The organism is Stenotrophomonas sp. YJH_SMC_54 (assembly GCF_059368435.1).
This window is the reverse complement of the sequence record NZ_JCAFRS010000005.1, coordinates 222,228-234,970: the sequence shown is the minus strand read 5'-3', so window position 1 is coordinate 234,970 and position 12,743 is coordinate 222,228. Positions and strand designations below refer to the sequence as shown.

At 67.2% G+C, this 12,743-nt stretch carries 14 protein-coding genes and 1 pseudogene; 7 read left to right on the top strand and 8 right to left on the bottom strand.

The features are described 5' to 3' along the window. The first annotated feature begins 85 nt into the window (after positions 1-85). Positions 86-673 (top strand): FMN-dependent NADH-azoreductase, encoded by a 588-nt coding sequence (locus AC5P5S_RS08200; RefSeq protein WP_049396721.1) that lies wholly within the window; start codon positions 86-88, stop codon positions 671-673. A gap of 186 nt (positions 674-859) precedes the next feature. Then, complete coding sequence (locus AC5P5S_RS08195) at positions 860-1,210, top strand: SH3 domain-containing protein (RefSeq protein WP_049396723.1); 351 nt, start codon at positions 860-862, stop codon at positions 1,208-1,210. 123 nt (positions 1,211-1,333) lie between these two features. On the opposite strand, the gene serS is transcribed toward AC5P5S_RS08195, so the two are convergent. Next, positions 1,334-2,614: a serine--tRNA ligase gene (gene serS / locus AC5P5S_RS08190; RefSeq protein WP_005410178.1), complete on the bottom strand. Its 1,281-nt coding sequence runs from the start codon at positions 2,612-2,614 to the stop codon at positions 1,334-1,336. Positions 2,615-2,727: 113 nt separating this feature from the next. Between serS and AC5P5S_RS08185 the strand changes: the two genes are divergently transcribed. Beyond that, complete coding sequence (locus AC5P5S_RS08185; RefSeq protein WP_005410179.1) at positions 2,728-3,366, top strand: energy transducer TonB; 639 nt, start codon at positions 2,728-2,730, stop codon at positions 3,364-3,366. 119 nt (positions 3,367-3,485) lie between these two features. Beyond that, positions 3,486-4,058 carry an energy transducer TonB gene (locus AC5P5S_RS08180; RefSeq protein ID WP_062607331.1) on the top strand — a complete coding sequence of 191 codons (573 nt, stop codon included), beginning with the start codon at positions 3,486-3,488 and terminating at the stop codon, positions 4,056-4,058. Positions 4,059-4,232: 174 nt separating this feature from the next. On the opposite strand, the gene aroA is transcribed toward AC5P5S_RS08180, so the two are convergent. The 4 genes from aroA to AC5P5S_RS08160 form a co-directional block, all read right to left on the bottom strand. After that, entirely contained in the window at positions 4,233-5,540 is a 1,308-nt protein-coding gene (gene aroA, locus AC5P5S_RS08175; protein ID WP_062607333.1) for a 3-phosphoshikimate 1-carboxyvinyltransferase, read from the bottom strand. 76 nt (positions 5,541-5,616) lie between these two features. Then, complete coding sequence (gene pheA / locus AC5P5S_RS08170) at positions 5,617-6,822, bottom strand: prephenate dehydratase (protein ID WP_024956386.1); 1,206 nt, start codon at positions 6,820-6,822, stop codon at positions 5,617-5,619. Between the two features lie 51 nt (positions 6,823-6,873). Then, positions 6,874-7,959 (bottom strand): 3-phosphoserine/phosphohydroxythreonine transaminase, encoded by a 1,086-nt coding sequence (gene serC / locus AC5P5S_RS08165; protein ID WP_060380285.1) that lies wholly within the window; start codon positions 7,957-7,959, stop codon positions 6,874-6,876. Between the two features lie 194 nt (positions 7,960-8,153). Next, positions 8,154-8,960, bottom strand: coding sequence for an FHA domain-containing protein (locus tag AC5P5S_RS08160; protein WP_495276303.1), 807 nt, complete (start codon positions 8,958-8,960; stop codon positions 8,154-8,156). Between the two features lie 125 nt (positions 8,961-9,085). Between AC5P5S_RS08160 and AC5P5S_RS08155 the strand changes: the two genes are divergently transcribed. The 3 genes from AC5P5S_RS08155 to AC5P5S_RS08145 all read left to right on the top strand — a co-directional run bounded on the left by AC5P5S_RS08155 (position 9,086) and on the right by AC5P5S_RS08145 (position 11,182). Beyond that, the gene (locus AC5P5S_RS08155; protein ID WP_005417302.1) at positions 9,086-9,361 is read left to right on the top strand and encodes a polyhydroxyalkanoic acid system family protein; all 276 of its coding nucleotides are present in this window, start codon (positions 9,086-9,088) and stop codon (positions 9,359-9,361) included. 81 nt (positions 9,362-9,442) lie between these two features. Further along, positions 9,443-9,934, top strand: coding sequence for a phasin family protein (locus AC5P5S_RS08150; RefSeq protein WP_012480721.1), 492 nt, complete (start codon positions 9,443-9,445; stop codon positions 9,932-9,934). A gap of 237 nt (positions 9,935-10,171) precedes the next feature. Next, entirely contained in the window at positions 10,172-11,182 is a 1,011-nt protein-coding gene (locus AC5P5S_RS08145) for a restriction endonuclease (protein ID WP_062607335.1), read from the top strand. A 146-nt stretch (positions 11,183-11,328) separates the two neighbouring features. Here the strand turns inward: AC5P5S_RS08145 and AC5P5S_RS08140 are convergent, their stop codons facing one another. The 3 genes and pseudogenes from AC5P5S_RS08140 to hutC form a co-directional block, all read right to left on the bottom strand. Continuing rightward, positions 11,329-11,721, bottom strand: a complete 393-nt coding sequence (locus AC5P5S_RS08140) for a type II toxin-antitoxin system HicB family antitoxin (protein ID WP_005410188.1) — start codon at positions 11,719-11,721, stop codon at positions 11,329-11,331. 123 nt (positions 11,722-11,844) lie between these two features. Next, positions 11,845-11,913, bottom strand: a pseudogene (locus tag AC5P5S_RS08135) (type II toxin-antitoxin system HicA family toxin); the annotation flags it as partial. Positions 11,914-12,007: 94 nt separating this feature from the next. After that, positions 12,008-12,736, bottom strand: a complete 729-nt coding sequence (hutC, locus tag AC5P5S_RS08130; protein WP_043034622.1) for a histidine utilization transcriptional repressor HutC — start codon at positions 12,734-12,736, stop codon at positions 12,008-12,010. Between the last annotated feature and the right edge of the window lie 7 nt (positions 12,737-12,743).

Genomic DNA, 12,743 nt, shown 5'->3' with positions numbered 1-12,743 from the left:
CTTTATTCCGCCTTTGCAACAACCTATCGTTCTCTCCGTCGGCGGGGCCACCCCGCCCCTTCCCTCCAGAACATAGGTGACTGCCATGAAGCTTCTGCATCTCGACGCCAGCGTGCTTGGCGACAATTCCGTCTCGCGCCAGCTGTCGGCCGCCGTGGTTACCCGCTTCACGGGCCAGATCGATGGCCTGCAGGTCGATTATCGCGATCTTGACGCCAATCCGGTACCGCATCTGCGCAGCAGCTCGCTGGCCAGGACCGATGCCGCCGAGGCGACCGATGCTGAACAGGTGATGCAGCAGTTCCTGGAGGCCGACATCGTGGTGATCGGCGCGCCTATGTACAACTTCAGCATTCCTTCCACGCTGAAGGCCTGGATCGACCGCGTGGCCGTGGCCGGCCGCACCTTCAAGTACACCGAGAACGGCCCGGTGGGCCTGGCCGGTGGCAAGCGGGTGATCATCGCCAGCAGCCGCGGTGGCATCTACACCGACTCGCCGGCCGACTTCCAGGAGCCGTTCCTGCGCCAGGTGTTCGCCTTCATGGGCATCAACGAGGTCGAGTTCGTGCGCGCCGAGGGCATCGCCTACTCGCCGCAGCACCGTGAAGACGCCATAGCCGGTGCACTGGCAGCTCTGCCGTCGCACGAAGTGGTCGAAGCCGTCGCTGCATAAGCGTTCCAGCGTTCGGCGCCGCTCTCTCCTCGTCGAGGCGCTGAACGCGGGCCGTGGATCCCCTCCCCCATCCCGGCCCACCCTGGCGGCCCCGCTTTGCGGGGCCGTTTTTTTGCGTCAGTAGATCCACGCCATGCGTGGATTCGGTGCCATGCGCGGCGCTCACCAGCACGTTAGGCTGGGGCCATGAACTACATCGTGACCACTGCGCACCGCAGCGAATTTCCGCACCCGATCACCCTGCGCCGCGGCCAGACGCTGGTAGTGGGCGAACGCTATGAAGGCCCGGAGGGCTGGGATGACTGGTTCCTGTGCGAGGCCGAGGGGCAGCACCCCGGTTTCGTGCCGGCGCCGGTGATCGGTCGCGACGCGCAGGGTGGCGCGTTTGCCACGGAGGACTACTGCGCGCGGGAACTGGATGTGGATCCCGGACAGCTGCTGCGTGGGCAGCGCACGCTCAATGGCTGGGCGTGGTGCGTGCCGGAGGCCGGCGACCCGGGATGGGTGCCGTTGGAGAAGTTGCGCGCTGTGGAGTGATCGTGGGGTTCATCCACGCATGGCGTGGATACGGTGCCATGCAAGCATGGCACCCACCCGAGCCGCAGCAGTGCCATGCAAGCATGGCACCCACCAGAGCCGCAGCACCGCCCGATCAGGGAATCAGGCGATGGTTTCCAGGCCGCCCATGTACGGGCGCAGGGCTTCCGGCACGGTGATGCTGCCGTCGGCGTTCTGGTAGTTCTCCATCACCGCGATCATCGCGCGGCCGACGGCCACGCCCGAGCCGTTCAGGGTATGCGCCAGTTCCGGCTTGCCGGTGGCCGGGTTGCGCCAGCGCGCCTGCATGCGGCGGGCCTGGAAATCACCACAGTTCGAGCACGAGGAGATCTCGCGGTATGTCTCCTGCGACGGCAGCCAGACTTCCAGGTCGTAGGTCTTCACCGCAGAGAAGCCCATGTCGCCGGTGCACAGCAGCACCTTGCGGTACGGCAGGCCCAGCTTTTCCAGCACCACTTCGGCGCAGCGGGTCATGCGCTGGTGTTCGGCATCACTGTCTTCCGGGCGGCTGATCGAGACCAGCTCGACCTTCTCGAACTGGTGCTGGCGGATCATGCCGCGCACGTCGCGACCACCGCTGCCGGCCTCGGCACGGAAGCACATCGAGTGGGCGGTCATGCGCAACGGCAGGCGTTCGGCGTCGACGATCTCGTCGCGCACGATGTTGGTCAGCGGCACTTCCGAGGTCGGGATCAGGTAGCGCGTGGAATCGCCCACGGCCGTCTTGAACAGGTCGTCCTCGAACTTCGGCAGCTGGCTGGTGCCGCGCAACGAATCGGCGTTGACCAGCAGCGGCACGTTGGTTTCCTCATAGCCGTGCTCGCCGGTGTGCAGGTCGACCATGAACTGGGCCAGCGCACGGTGCAGGCGCGCGATCGGGCCGCGCAGCACGGTGAAGCGCGAGCCGGACAGCTTGGCCGCGGTCTCGCCGTCCAGCCAGCCGTTGCGGGCGCCCAGTTCGACGTGGTCGAGCACCTTGAAATCGAACTGGCGCGGGGTTCCCCAGCGCGACTGCTCGACGTTGTCGTTCTCGTCGGCACCGGCCGGCACGTCATCGGCCGGCAGGTTCGGGATGCCCATCGAGATCGCTTCGATCTTCTCGCGCAGCTCGTCCAGCGCCACTTCCGAGGCCTTCAGCTCGTCGGCGAAGGCTGCGACCTCGGCCATGATGGCCGAGACGTCCTCGCCCTTGGCCTTGGCCTGGCCGATGGCCTTGGAACGGCTGTTGCGCAGGCTCTGCAACTCCTGGGTCCGCACCTGGATGCGCTTGCGATCAGCCTCCAGGGACTCCAGGGCAGACACGTCGAGCTCGAAGCCGCGGCTGGTGCGCAGGCGTTCGGCGAGGTCGGCGGGCTGGTGGCGGAGCAGGGCTGGATCAAGCATGGCAGGTGTCGTGGTGGGTATCAGGGATGGGATTATCGCTTGTTATACGGATTTCTGCCGCCCGGTTCATTCCCGCCGTGGCAGAATCGAGCCATTCCGTACTGGTCCGGTCCATGTCTGCACCCCGCTCGTCGTCCGCCAAGTCGTTCACTGTGCATATCCCGCGCAACGCCCTGAAGATCGCCGGCATCGCCTTCGGCGTGGGCGTACTGCTGTTCGTGCTGGTCTGGCTGACCGGTCGCGACAAGGAGTTCTTCCGCGCCGATCCGGCTGCCCAGACCCCGCAGGAAACCGCCCAGATCGAGCCCCTGCCGGAACCACTGGCCGCTGCCGCCGGTTCCAGCGACATGCCCGATGCCAAGCCGGCACCGGTGGAGGAAGAAGCGCCGAAGCTGGTGGAAACGGCCCCGCCACCGCCCGCGCCCGTGGCTGAAGCGGCTCCTGCTGCACCGGGCCCTGCGCCGGCGGCCACCGGCAACAGCCAGCCGATGCCGATTGCCGGCCAGTCGCCGCCGCCGTCCTATCCCGCCGCCGCCCTGCGCGCCGGTGAAACCGGCACGGTGGTGGTACGCGTGGACGTGGACGCCACCGGCTATCCGAACAATGCCACGGTGATCCAGCGCAGCGGTTCACGCGAGCTCGACCGTGCCGCCACCGACGCTGTGCGCCGCTGGCGCTTCACTCCGGCGCAGAGCAACGGCCAGGCCGTACCCGGCAGCATTGAAGTGCCGTTCGACTTCAAGACGCAATAACTGAACACTTCCCGGCAGGCAAACTGAACCCTGCCGGTGGCGTTGACGCAACGCTGACACTTCCCGTCCGTGGCTCGGGCAACACTGCCCACGTCGTCCATTGACGGAAGGAGTTTGCGATGACCGCCACCACCCATGAAGACCTTCATTCGCCGCAGCTGCCGCAGGATTCAAGCGCGCAGCACAAGCCCACGTCGCTCTGGATGTGGATCGCGCTGATCGTGGCGATGTTTGCCGGCGCCCTGCTCTGGCTGCGTCATTCGAACCAGGAAGACGTGGCACCGGCGCCGGTCGGTGAGCGCATGCTGCCGGCCCCTGAGCAGCCCGCGGTGACGGATGCAGCGGCCCCTGCCGCGCGCCAGGCAACCCCGGCTACTGCTTCGCGGAAGGCCGCGCCGGCAGTGCGCAATCGTGAAGCCCGCCCGCTGGCCAGCAACCGCATGCCCACCTACCCCGCCGCCGCGCTACGTAGTGGCGTGCAGGGCAGCGTGATCGCCAGCCTGAATGTCGATACCCGCGGCAATGTCGCCAGCGCAGCGATCGTCTCGCGCAGCGGGGAGCGCAGTCGCGATCTGGATCGTGCGGTGCTCAATACCGTGCAGAACTGGAAGTTCCAGCCGGCGGTGCATGACGGCCGCGCAGTAGCAAGCGTAGTGCGGGTCCCGGTGGACTTCCGTACCGAGCAGCGTTGATCGCGGACGAGGGGTTCGTGATGTTTAGACGGAGGCTTCGGCCTCCGTCCTTTTATGCGGGAAAGCGTGCCAACCAAGGTCGGCACCTACCGGGAGATGTGTGCGTGCCAACCAAGGTTGGCACCCACCGGGCAATGCGATCCGCCGGGCATGACCCGGCGGATGCAGTAACGATCAGGCCAGGTTGAATCCGGCGCTGCGGGCCAGGCCGTCGAAGTCCGGGAAGGACGTGGCGACGTTGGCGATATCGTTGATGCGCACCTCGCCGTCACTGATCTGGCCGGCAATGGCGAACGCCATGGCGATGCGGTGGTCGCCGTGGCTTTCGATGGTGCCGCTGCCCAGGCGCACGCCACCATGCAGGGTGGCACCGTCTTCAGTTTCGTCCACCTGCATGCCCAGCGCGCGCAGGCCGGTGGCCATCGCTGCGAGACGATCGGATTCCTTCACCCGCAGCTCGGCGGCGCCGGTCACCACGGTCTGGCCTTCTGCAGCAGCTGCCGCCACGAACAGCGCGGGGAACTCGTCGATCATGTCCGGCACCAGTGCTTCCGGAATGCGTGCACCCTTCAGCGGGGCGTAGCGCACCACCAGGTCCGCCACCGGTTCACCGCCCTGCTCGGCCGGGTTCTCTTCGGTGATATCCGCGCCCATCAGGCGCAGCGCATGCAACAGACCGGTGCGGCGCGGGTTCAGGCCGACCTGTTTCAGGCGCAGCTCGGAGCCCGGAATGATGCTGGCAGCCACCAGATAGAACGCCGCAGACGAGAAGTCGGCCGGCACCACGATATCCGTGGCACGAAGGCGTTGGCCGCCGCGCAGGCGCGCCTTGCCCGGCGAGAATTCGATGTCCACGCCGAACGCGGACAGCATGCGTTCGGTGTAGTCGCGGGTCGGGTGCGGCTCGACAACGCTGGTTTCGCCCTGCGCGTACAGGCCTGCCAGCAACACCGCCGACTTGATCTGCGCGCTGGCCACCGGCGAGGCGAAGTCGATGCCATGCAGCGTCTGGCCGCCATGCACGTGCAGCGGCGGCGTGCCGTCATCCTGGGTGTCGATCTTCGCGCCCATCTGCGACAGCGGGCCGGTGACGCGGCGCATCGGTCGGCCCGACAGCGACTCGTCGCCGATCAGCGTGCAGTCGAACGCCTGGCCCGCCAGCAACCCGGCCAGCAGGCGCATGCCGGTACCGGCATTGCCGCAGTCCAGCGGTGCGCTGGGTGCCTGCAGACCGTCGATGCCGACGCCGTGCACGATGCGCTGCGACGGGCTGGGGGTTTCGATGCGCACGCCCAGCTGGCTGAAGATGCGCGCGGTAGCGCGGGTATCTTCGCCTTCCAGGAAACCTTCGATATGCGAGGTGCCATCGGCCAGCGCGGCGAACATCACCGAGCGGTGCGAGACCGACTTGTCGCCGGGAATGGTCAGGCTGCCCTGCAGCGGCTGGCCCTTGCGGGCGATCCAGTGTTGCGCGTTGCTCATCGTTCGATCATTCCGTAAACGCCGGCAGCGCCGGCGATGCATCAGGGAGCGGCGGCCAGGGCCGCCGCAGCAGCACTCAGGGCACGGCCACCGGGTAGGAGCCCAGCACCTTGATCTGTGCCGAGTGCGCTTCCAGTTCGGCCAGTGCGGCCTGCATCGGCGCGTCGTCGATGTGGCCGGCCAGGTCGATGAAGAAGCCGTACTCCCACTTGCCGTGGTGCGACGGCCGCGACTCGATGCGGTTCATGCTGATGCCGTGGCGGGCGAACGGGCTGAGCACGTCGAACAGCGCACCGGGCTTGTCATGGATGAACACCAGCACCGAGGTGCGGTCGTGGCCGGAGGTCGGGAAGATGTTACGGCCCACCACCAGGAAGCGGGTGGTGTTGTCGGCATCGTTCTGGATCGGCTTGGTGACCACCTTCTTCAGGCCGTACACGTGGCCGGCACTCTCGCCGCCGATGGCAGCCGCGTCGTCGGCGTTGCGCGCACGGCGCGCACCTTCGGCGTTGCTGGATACCGGAATCTTCTCGGCCTTCGGCAGGTTGGCGCGCAGCCACGCCGAGGTCTGCATGAACGACTGCGGGTGTGCGTAGATGCGCTCGATGTCCTCGATGCGGCCGCTGCGCGACATCAGGTACTGCTGCACGCGCAGTTCCACTTCGCCACAGATCTTCAAGTTGGAGGTCAGGAACATGTCCAGGGTGATCTGGATGGTGCCCTGCCCCGAATTCTCCACCGGCACCACGCCGAAATCGGCGTTGCCCGCTTCCACTTCCTGGAACACTTCCTCGATGCTGGCCATCGGCAGGCCCAGCGCGGAGCGGCCGAAGTGCTTGAGCACCGCCTGCTGGCTGAAGGTGCCTTCCGGGCCGAGGTAGCCGATCTTCAGCGGCTCCTGCTGGGCCAGGCAGGCCGACATGATCTCGCGGTAGACGTGCACCAGCAGCTCATCGCTGAGCGGGCCTTCGTTGCGGTCCACCACCATGCGCAGCACCTGCGCTTCGCGCTCGGGGCGGTAGTAGTCGACGGCAGCGGCCAGCTTGCCCTTGGCCTTGCCGACCTGGTGGGCGAAACGTGCGCGCTCGGCGATCAGGCTCTGGATGTCGCGGTCGATCTGGTCGATCTTCGAACGCACATCGGCCAGCGCCAGCGGCGCCAGGGTGGGCGCCGGGTTCGACGCAGCCTTGGACGTGCTCTTGCCCTTGGCCTTGGTGGAGGCGCTGTCCTTGGCCGGTTCGGCCTTCTTCGGCACCTTCTTGCTGGATTTGCTGCTTGCCATCGGAATTCCCTGTTGCGGGGCACGCACCCGACGGTGCGCGCCGTTCATTGCTCAACCGTGACGCTGCTGGAAATCGGCCATGAAGGCGACCAGCGCCTCGGCCCCGGCCAGCGGCATGGCGTTGTACAGCGAAGCCCGGATGCCGCCGACCACCTTGTGACCCTTCAGCGCCAGCAGGCCAGCGGCCTTGGCTTCGGCGACGAAGCGGGCGTCGAGTTCGGCATCGGGCAGGAAGAACGGAATGTTCATGCGCGAACGGGCCGCATGTGCGACTTCATTGCGGTAGAAGCCGCCGGAGCCGTCGATGACGCCGTACACCAGCGCGGCCTTGGCGGCGTTGCGCTTGGCGAACTCGGTCAAGCCGCCCTCGGCCAGCATCCACTTGAACACCAGGCCGGCCAGATACCAGTTCCAGGTCGGCGGGGTGTTGAGCATCGAATCGCGGGCGACGTGCGAGCGGTAATCGAAGATGTCCGCGCGCGGCTGGCCACTGCGCTCGAGCAGGTCGCGGCGGATGATCATCACCGCGATGCCGACCGGGCCCAGGTTCTTCTGCGCGCCGGCGTAGATCACGCCATAACGGCGCACATCCAGCGGTTCGCTGGCGATGGACGAGCTGAAGTCGGCGATCAGCGGGACGTTGCCGGTATCGGGCACATCACGGAATTCGACGCCGTGGATGGTCTCGTTGGCGGTGATGTGCACGTAGGCGGCATCGCGCGACAGCTGCCAGTCGGCACGCGCCGGCAGCTCGCGGTAGCCGTGGGCCTCGCTGCTGGCGGCGATGTTGACGTCGACGTAGACCCCGGCCTGCTTGACCGCGGTCTTGCCCCAGTGACCACTGACCACGTAGTCGGCACGCTGGCCGGGGCTGGCGAAGTTGAGCGGGATCAGCGCCTGCTGGGTGGTGGCGCCACCGGACAGGAACAGCACCGCATAGTCGTCGGGGATGTCGAGCAGGCGACGCAGGTCGGCCTCGGCTTCGGCAGCCACGGACATGAATTCCGCGCCGCGATGGCTCATTTCCACGATCGAAGCGCCGGACCCGTGCCAGTCCAGCATTTCCGCCTGCGCCTGGCGCAGGACCGATTCCGGCAAGGTCGCAGGGCCGGCACTGAAGTTGAACGCGCGCGTCATGTCACACCTGTGGGGCAAGACCCCTAGTATGCCGCAGTGCACCAGCCTTGCGGCCTTGTGGCGCAAGGGAAATTTGGTTTCATTGGAATCCATTGGCGACGCGACCGGGTAGTGCCGGCCGCTGGCCGGCAACCTCATGGATTCGGGGCGGCGGTTGCCGGCCAGCGGCCGACACTACCGTCACCGCGCGACCGTCAGCGCGCGCCGAACCAGAGCAGCAGGCTGAGCACTGCTGCCAGCAACAAGGCGCTGGCCAGCAGCCACGGCCAGTGCCGGACTCTGCGCGGCGTCACAGGCAGCACCGGCGCCTGTTCCGCGTCCTCGCCGGACTCGTCCTCGGCCGGCAACGGCCGCCGACGTGGATCATGCGGCACTTCCAGCACGAAACGATGCTGGCCATCGAACACCACCTGGTCGCCGGCCTGCAGCCAGCAGTGGCGCACGGCCACGCCGTTGACCCGGGTGCCGTCGGCACTGCCGAGGTCGCGCAGCAGCACACGATCACCGTGCACTTCCACGCGGGCGTGCTGTTCGGCGAAGGCCGGATCGTCGATGGCGATGTCGGCGTCGCTGCCGCGGCCGATCAACCGTGCCCGCGACAGCGTATAGCTGCGGCCATGATGCAGGCCGCCGACACCGCGCAGCAGGCGCTGCTGCTCATCGGTGCCATCGTCGTTCTTCGGCGCGGGTGCCTGCAGCAGGCTCTCGACCTCGCCCTGCAGCACCATCTCCACGCCGTCCACATAGACCGCATCGCCTGCACGCAGCAGCGCCATGCGACGCACCGGCCGACCATTCACGTGGATGCCACGGATACCGTTGCCGACCTGCAGCCACAGGCCGCGATCGTCCATGCAGAACTGCGCCAGCAGCAGGGCGCCGTGGCCGGCGTCGCCGAGCCGCACACTGCCGTTGGCCTGGCGCACGATGCGTTGCACCCCGGGCCGCAGCGGCTGGTCGGGCTGTTGTTGTTGACTGAAGTGAACAAGCAGGTTCTGCACGCGGCGCAGCCTAGCAGGTTGGCCGCCAACGAAGAAGAACCTGCGATGAGTGCTTGGCGCGACGGCCCTCGATGCGCACAATGCTCGCCCTCATTGATCATCCCCGCCCGGCGCCAGGAGCCTGCATGTCCACCATCGATGTCCGCCACGCCCACGCCCTGCCCGACGCGCAGGCACGCGCCGCGATCGAACAGGTCGCCGCCAAGCTGTCCGAGCGCTTCGGCCTGAAGTCGTCCTGGACCGCCGACGTGCTGAACTTCTCTGGCAGCGGCGTGGACGGTGCGATCGAACTGCAGCCGGGCGCCGTGCGCGTCACCGCCAAGCTGGGCTTCCTGCTGTCGGCGATGAAGGGCATGGTCGAGGGCGAGATCCAGCGCGTACTGAAGGAAAAGCTGGGCTGAACCCCGGCGGCGGCCGTCACGGCCGTGCAACGCCAGTGCGCGCTACTCTCGGGGGCAGGCCCAACTCCCACGGGAAGTGCGATGAACCAGTACGAAAACGATGACCGCCGCAACGACGACGCCTCGTTCGGTGACCAGGCCGAGCGCTTCTCGCGCAAGCTGAGTGACTCGGCGCAGCAGGTCTGGCTGGCCGGCCTGGGCGCCCTGGGCCGTGCACAGGCCGAAGGCAGCCGCTTCTTCGACGGCCTGGTGAAGGAAGGCGAAGCCTGGGAGGCCCGCCGCCGTGAACGCCACGGCGAACAGGGCCCGGGCTGGCGCGACAACGTGGAATCCTCACTGGATGAGGCCCGCGAGAAGGCCTCTGGCACCTGGAACAAGGTCGAAAAGGCCTTCGATGACCAGGTGCAGGGCGTGCTCAAGCGCCTGCATGTCCCAACTGCGGACGAGGTGACCGCGCTGGAAGCCCGTATCGACGCCCTGCACGCGCGGCTGGCCAAGCTGGAAAACCGTGCGGCCTCGGGCACCGATGCTCCCGCCCCGGGCAGCCATCAGTCGCCAGGCAGCGTGCCCTGACCGGCCATTGTTGCAATGCAATAAAATTTGATTGACAATCGCGAGCAACCCGCCAATCGCTTCGGCTGCCGTTTGTTCCCTCCCCTCACGGCTTCAGGATTGGCGGGTTTTTCGTGCTCGCCGTATGCCGATCTGAGCGTTCCATCACGCTTCCTGTCAGGAACGTCCTGACCCAGCCGGATAGTGCGACCTTTACACTGTCGTCTTCCGCATTCGCCCCTTCCGCGCACCTCCTGCATGCTCCCTTGGATCCTGGCCCTGCTGTCGGCCCTGCTTACCTGTTCCCTGGCTGTTGTCTATCTGTGGTGGATCAAGCGGCGGCAGAAGGAGATGCAACTTGGCCTGCAAGCGCTGGCCGGCATGCACTGGCGCGAGTTCTCGGTACTGGTCAAGCGCATGCTGCGCGAACAGCGCGGCCTGCGTGAACTGAATGACCCGGCGGAGGAATCCCGCGAGCCGAGCAGCGACTTCCTGCTCAGCGACGGCCCCAACCAGTGGCTGGTGTCCTGCAAGCATGGCCTTGCCTACCGTATCGGCACCGCCGCAGTGAACGAGCTGGGGGCTGCTGCGCGCCTGGCCGGCGCCAAGGGCGGCGTGCTGCTGACCGAAGGCCGGATGGAACGCGACGGGCGCAGCGCTGCCGAGAAGCAGGCGGTCGAGGTGCTGGACGGTCCGCGCCTGTGGCCGCTGCTGCAGCCCTACCTGCCGGCGGAAATCGAAACCCGTGTGCGTGCCAGCGCCCGCCATGAAGCCCTGCGCCGGATCGCCATTGCCGCGCTCGGCGCGGTCACGCTGGGCCTGCTGGTGGGATTGAGCCTGCAAGGCTTGCATGTGCAGGACACCGCGCCTGTTGCCGAGGTGGCGGCCCCCCCCGCGCCGGTTGCGCCTGCGGTTGGAGCGGCGCCCGAACCGGCACCGGCCCCCGCCACCACGCCGCCGGCCGCTGCGCCTGCACCGGCCGCGCCCTCAGCCGACGCGCGCAGCAACCCCAACCCGGATGCCGCCACGCTGGAGCGCTTCCAGGCCGATCTGTCCCGCGCCTTGGCCGGCAAGCCCGGTATCGCCAGCGGGGTCTGGCTGACCCGGCAGACGCTGGCGATCAACCGCACGGGCGAGCTGGACGCGGTCTGGCCGCAGGTCTGCGAGGAAGTGCTGCACTACCCCGCCCTGCGCAACGTGCGCATCCAGCTCAACGCCCGCCCCGGCGTGGATGAGCCGGTGCGCTGGCGCCAATGCGCCACGTACTGATGGGGCCGCATCCACGCGTGGCGTGGATCTACTGAACCCCGATGCGCGACCCCTTGGTAGATCCACGCCACGCGTGGATGCCTTTGCAGAGTTGAGCCACGCGCGAACAGCAGCCGAGCATCGGCTCGGCTCCACATGGCGCCAGCTCAGCCCAATGCCGCGAGATGGGCGATGTAACTGGAGCGCGATTCACCCGCCGCTCTGGCCTGCGCATCCAGCCTCGCCAGGATCCGGCGTGGCAGGCTGATATTGACCCGCTCGATGGTATCGTCCAGCAGAGCCGGATCAATGCAGATGTACGCAAGAATCCAACGGATGTCCTTGGATGCCTCGGCGGCGATCTTCTGCGGCGCGGACGGTGTCGGAATCGAACGCCCCTCATCCAGGGCCGCATCAATCCAGGCGAGTGCAGCTTCCTCGGCAGCGCTGAGCGCATCATCAAGCGTATCGGCCGCCGAGAAGCACCCCGGCAGATCTGGAACGACCACACCCCACGCGGTGCGCTCATCGCCTGCCTCGATCAAGACTGGATATCGCATGGGCCCTCCTACGTCAGTCCTGCGAGCTTCCGCAACGCCTGCACCAGCCCTTTCCCCAGATCCTTCCTTTGGGTGAGGAAGGGTGATGATGTGAGGGTGCTGCGGGTGCACGAATACATGATGGGATCCGCGGATCCGACGACAGATCCAACCTGCCGCTTCCAGATCCCGGATGAGGTCCCTGCTCTTCATGCAGGGACGATACACATCGTACACACGCCCCGACAGAGCTCAAGGCGACAGTCGTTCCGGCCCAGTAGATCCACGCCATGCGTGGATGGAATCCCTATCGCGCGCCCGGCGCGAAACGCGCCACCAGGTCCCAGGCATCCCCCAGGAACACCTGGCGCACGCGGGTGATCGGCTGTTCGCCACGCCAGGTAAGGCGTTCGATCACCAGGCAGGCGGTACCGGGCTTCACCTCCAGCAGCTTGGCGGTGGCGGTATCTGCCCCCCAGGCACTGATGCGGTGCTGGGCACGGGTCCACGACACGTTCTGCAGCAGCCAGCTGCCCGGCGCGGTAGTGCTGAAGTCGACCTCCAGTACCTCAGGCACGCCCACCGGGCTGATCAGGCGATGCTCCAGCGCCAGCGGGCGACCATCGGCCAGGTGCAGGCAGCGCATCGCCAGCAGGTTTTCCTGCCCGGCCAGCTCGACTTCACCGGCATTGCCGGCATCGGCAAGGCGCAGGTCGCGCTGCAGCAGGCGATAGGCGTACTGGTGGCCGCGCGAGCCAACCTCCATCGCGATATCGGGAATCTCCAGCGCCACCTGCTCCAGGTGCGGGGGCTGCCGCGCGACGAACGAACCGGCACGGCGACGGCGTTCGATCATGCCGCTCTCGGCCAGCGCGGTCAGCACCTTGTTCACCGTCATCCGCGAGCAGCCGTACTGCTCCATCAGCTCGTGTTCGTACGGAATCCGAAAGCCCGGCGCCCACTCTCCACTGAGGATGCGGCTTTCCAGATCGCTGCGGATACGCTGGTTGAGCGTGGCGGACTTGCTGGCCTTCACGTAATGG

What these genes read in the sequence shown, in the direction of transcription:
- serC (WP_060380285.1), bottom strand. Translation starts at nt 7,959, where the DNA reads ATGACGCGCGCGTTCAACTTCAGTGCCGGCCCTGCGACCTTGCCGGAA.
- aroA (WP_062607333.1), bottom strand. Translation starts at nt 5,540, where the DNA reads ATGAGCAACGCGCAACACTGGATCGCCCGCAAGGGCCAGCCGCTGCAG.
- AC5P5S_RS08155 (WP_005417302.1), top strand. Translation starts at nt 9,086, where the DNA reads ATGTCCACCATCGATGTCCGCCACGCCCACGCCCTGCCCGACGCGCAG.
- AC5P5S_RS08200 (WP_049396721.1), top strand. Translation starts at nt 86, where the DNA reads ATGAAGCTTCTGCATCTCGACGCCAGCGTGCTTGGCGACAATTCCGTC.
- serS (WP_005410178.1), bottom strand. Translation starts at nt 2,614, where the DNA reads ATGCTTGATCCAGCCCTGCTCCGCCACCAGCCCGCCGACCTCGCCGAA.
- AC5P5S_RS08195 (WP_049396723.1), top strand. Translation starts at nt 860, where the DNA reads ATGAACTACATCGTGACCACTGCGCACCGCAGCGAATTTCCGCACCCG.
- AC5P5S_RS08185 (WP_005410179.1), top strand. Translation starts at nt 2,728, where the DNA reads ATGTCTGCACCCCGCTCGTCGTCCGCCAAGTCGTTCACTGTGCATATC.
- AC5P5S_RS08180 (WP_062607331.1), top strand. Translation starts at nt 3,486, where the DNA reads ATGACCGCCACCACCCATGAAGACCTTCATTCGCCGCAGCTGCCGCAG.
- pheA (WP_024956386.1), bottom strand. Translation starts at nt 6,822, where the DNA reads ATGGCAAGCAGCAAATCCAGCAAGAAGGTGCCGAAGAAGGCCGAACCG.
- AC5P5S_RS08140 (WP_005410188.1), bottom strand. Translation starts at nt 11,721, where the DNA reads ATGCGATATCCAGTCTTGATCGAGGCAGGCGATGAGCGCACCGCGTGG.
- AC5P5S_RS08145 (WP_062607335.1), top strand. Translation starts at nt 10,172, where the DNA reads ATGCTCCCTTGGATCCTGGCCCTGCTGTCGGCCCTGCTTACCTGTTCC.
- AC5P5S_RS08150 (WP_012480721.1), top strand. Translation starts at nt 9,443, where the DNA reads ATGAACCAGTACGAAAACGATGACCGCCGCAACGACGACGCCTCGTTC.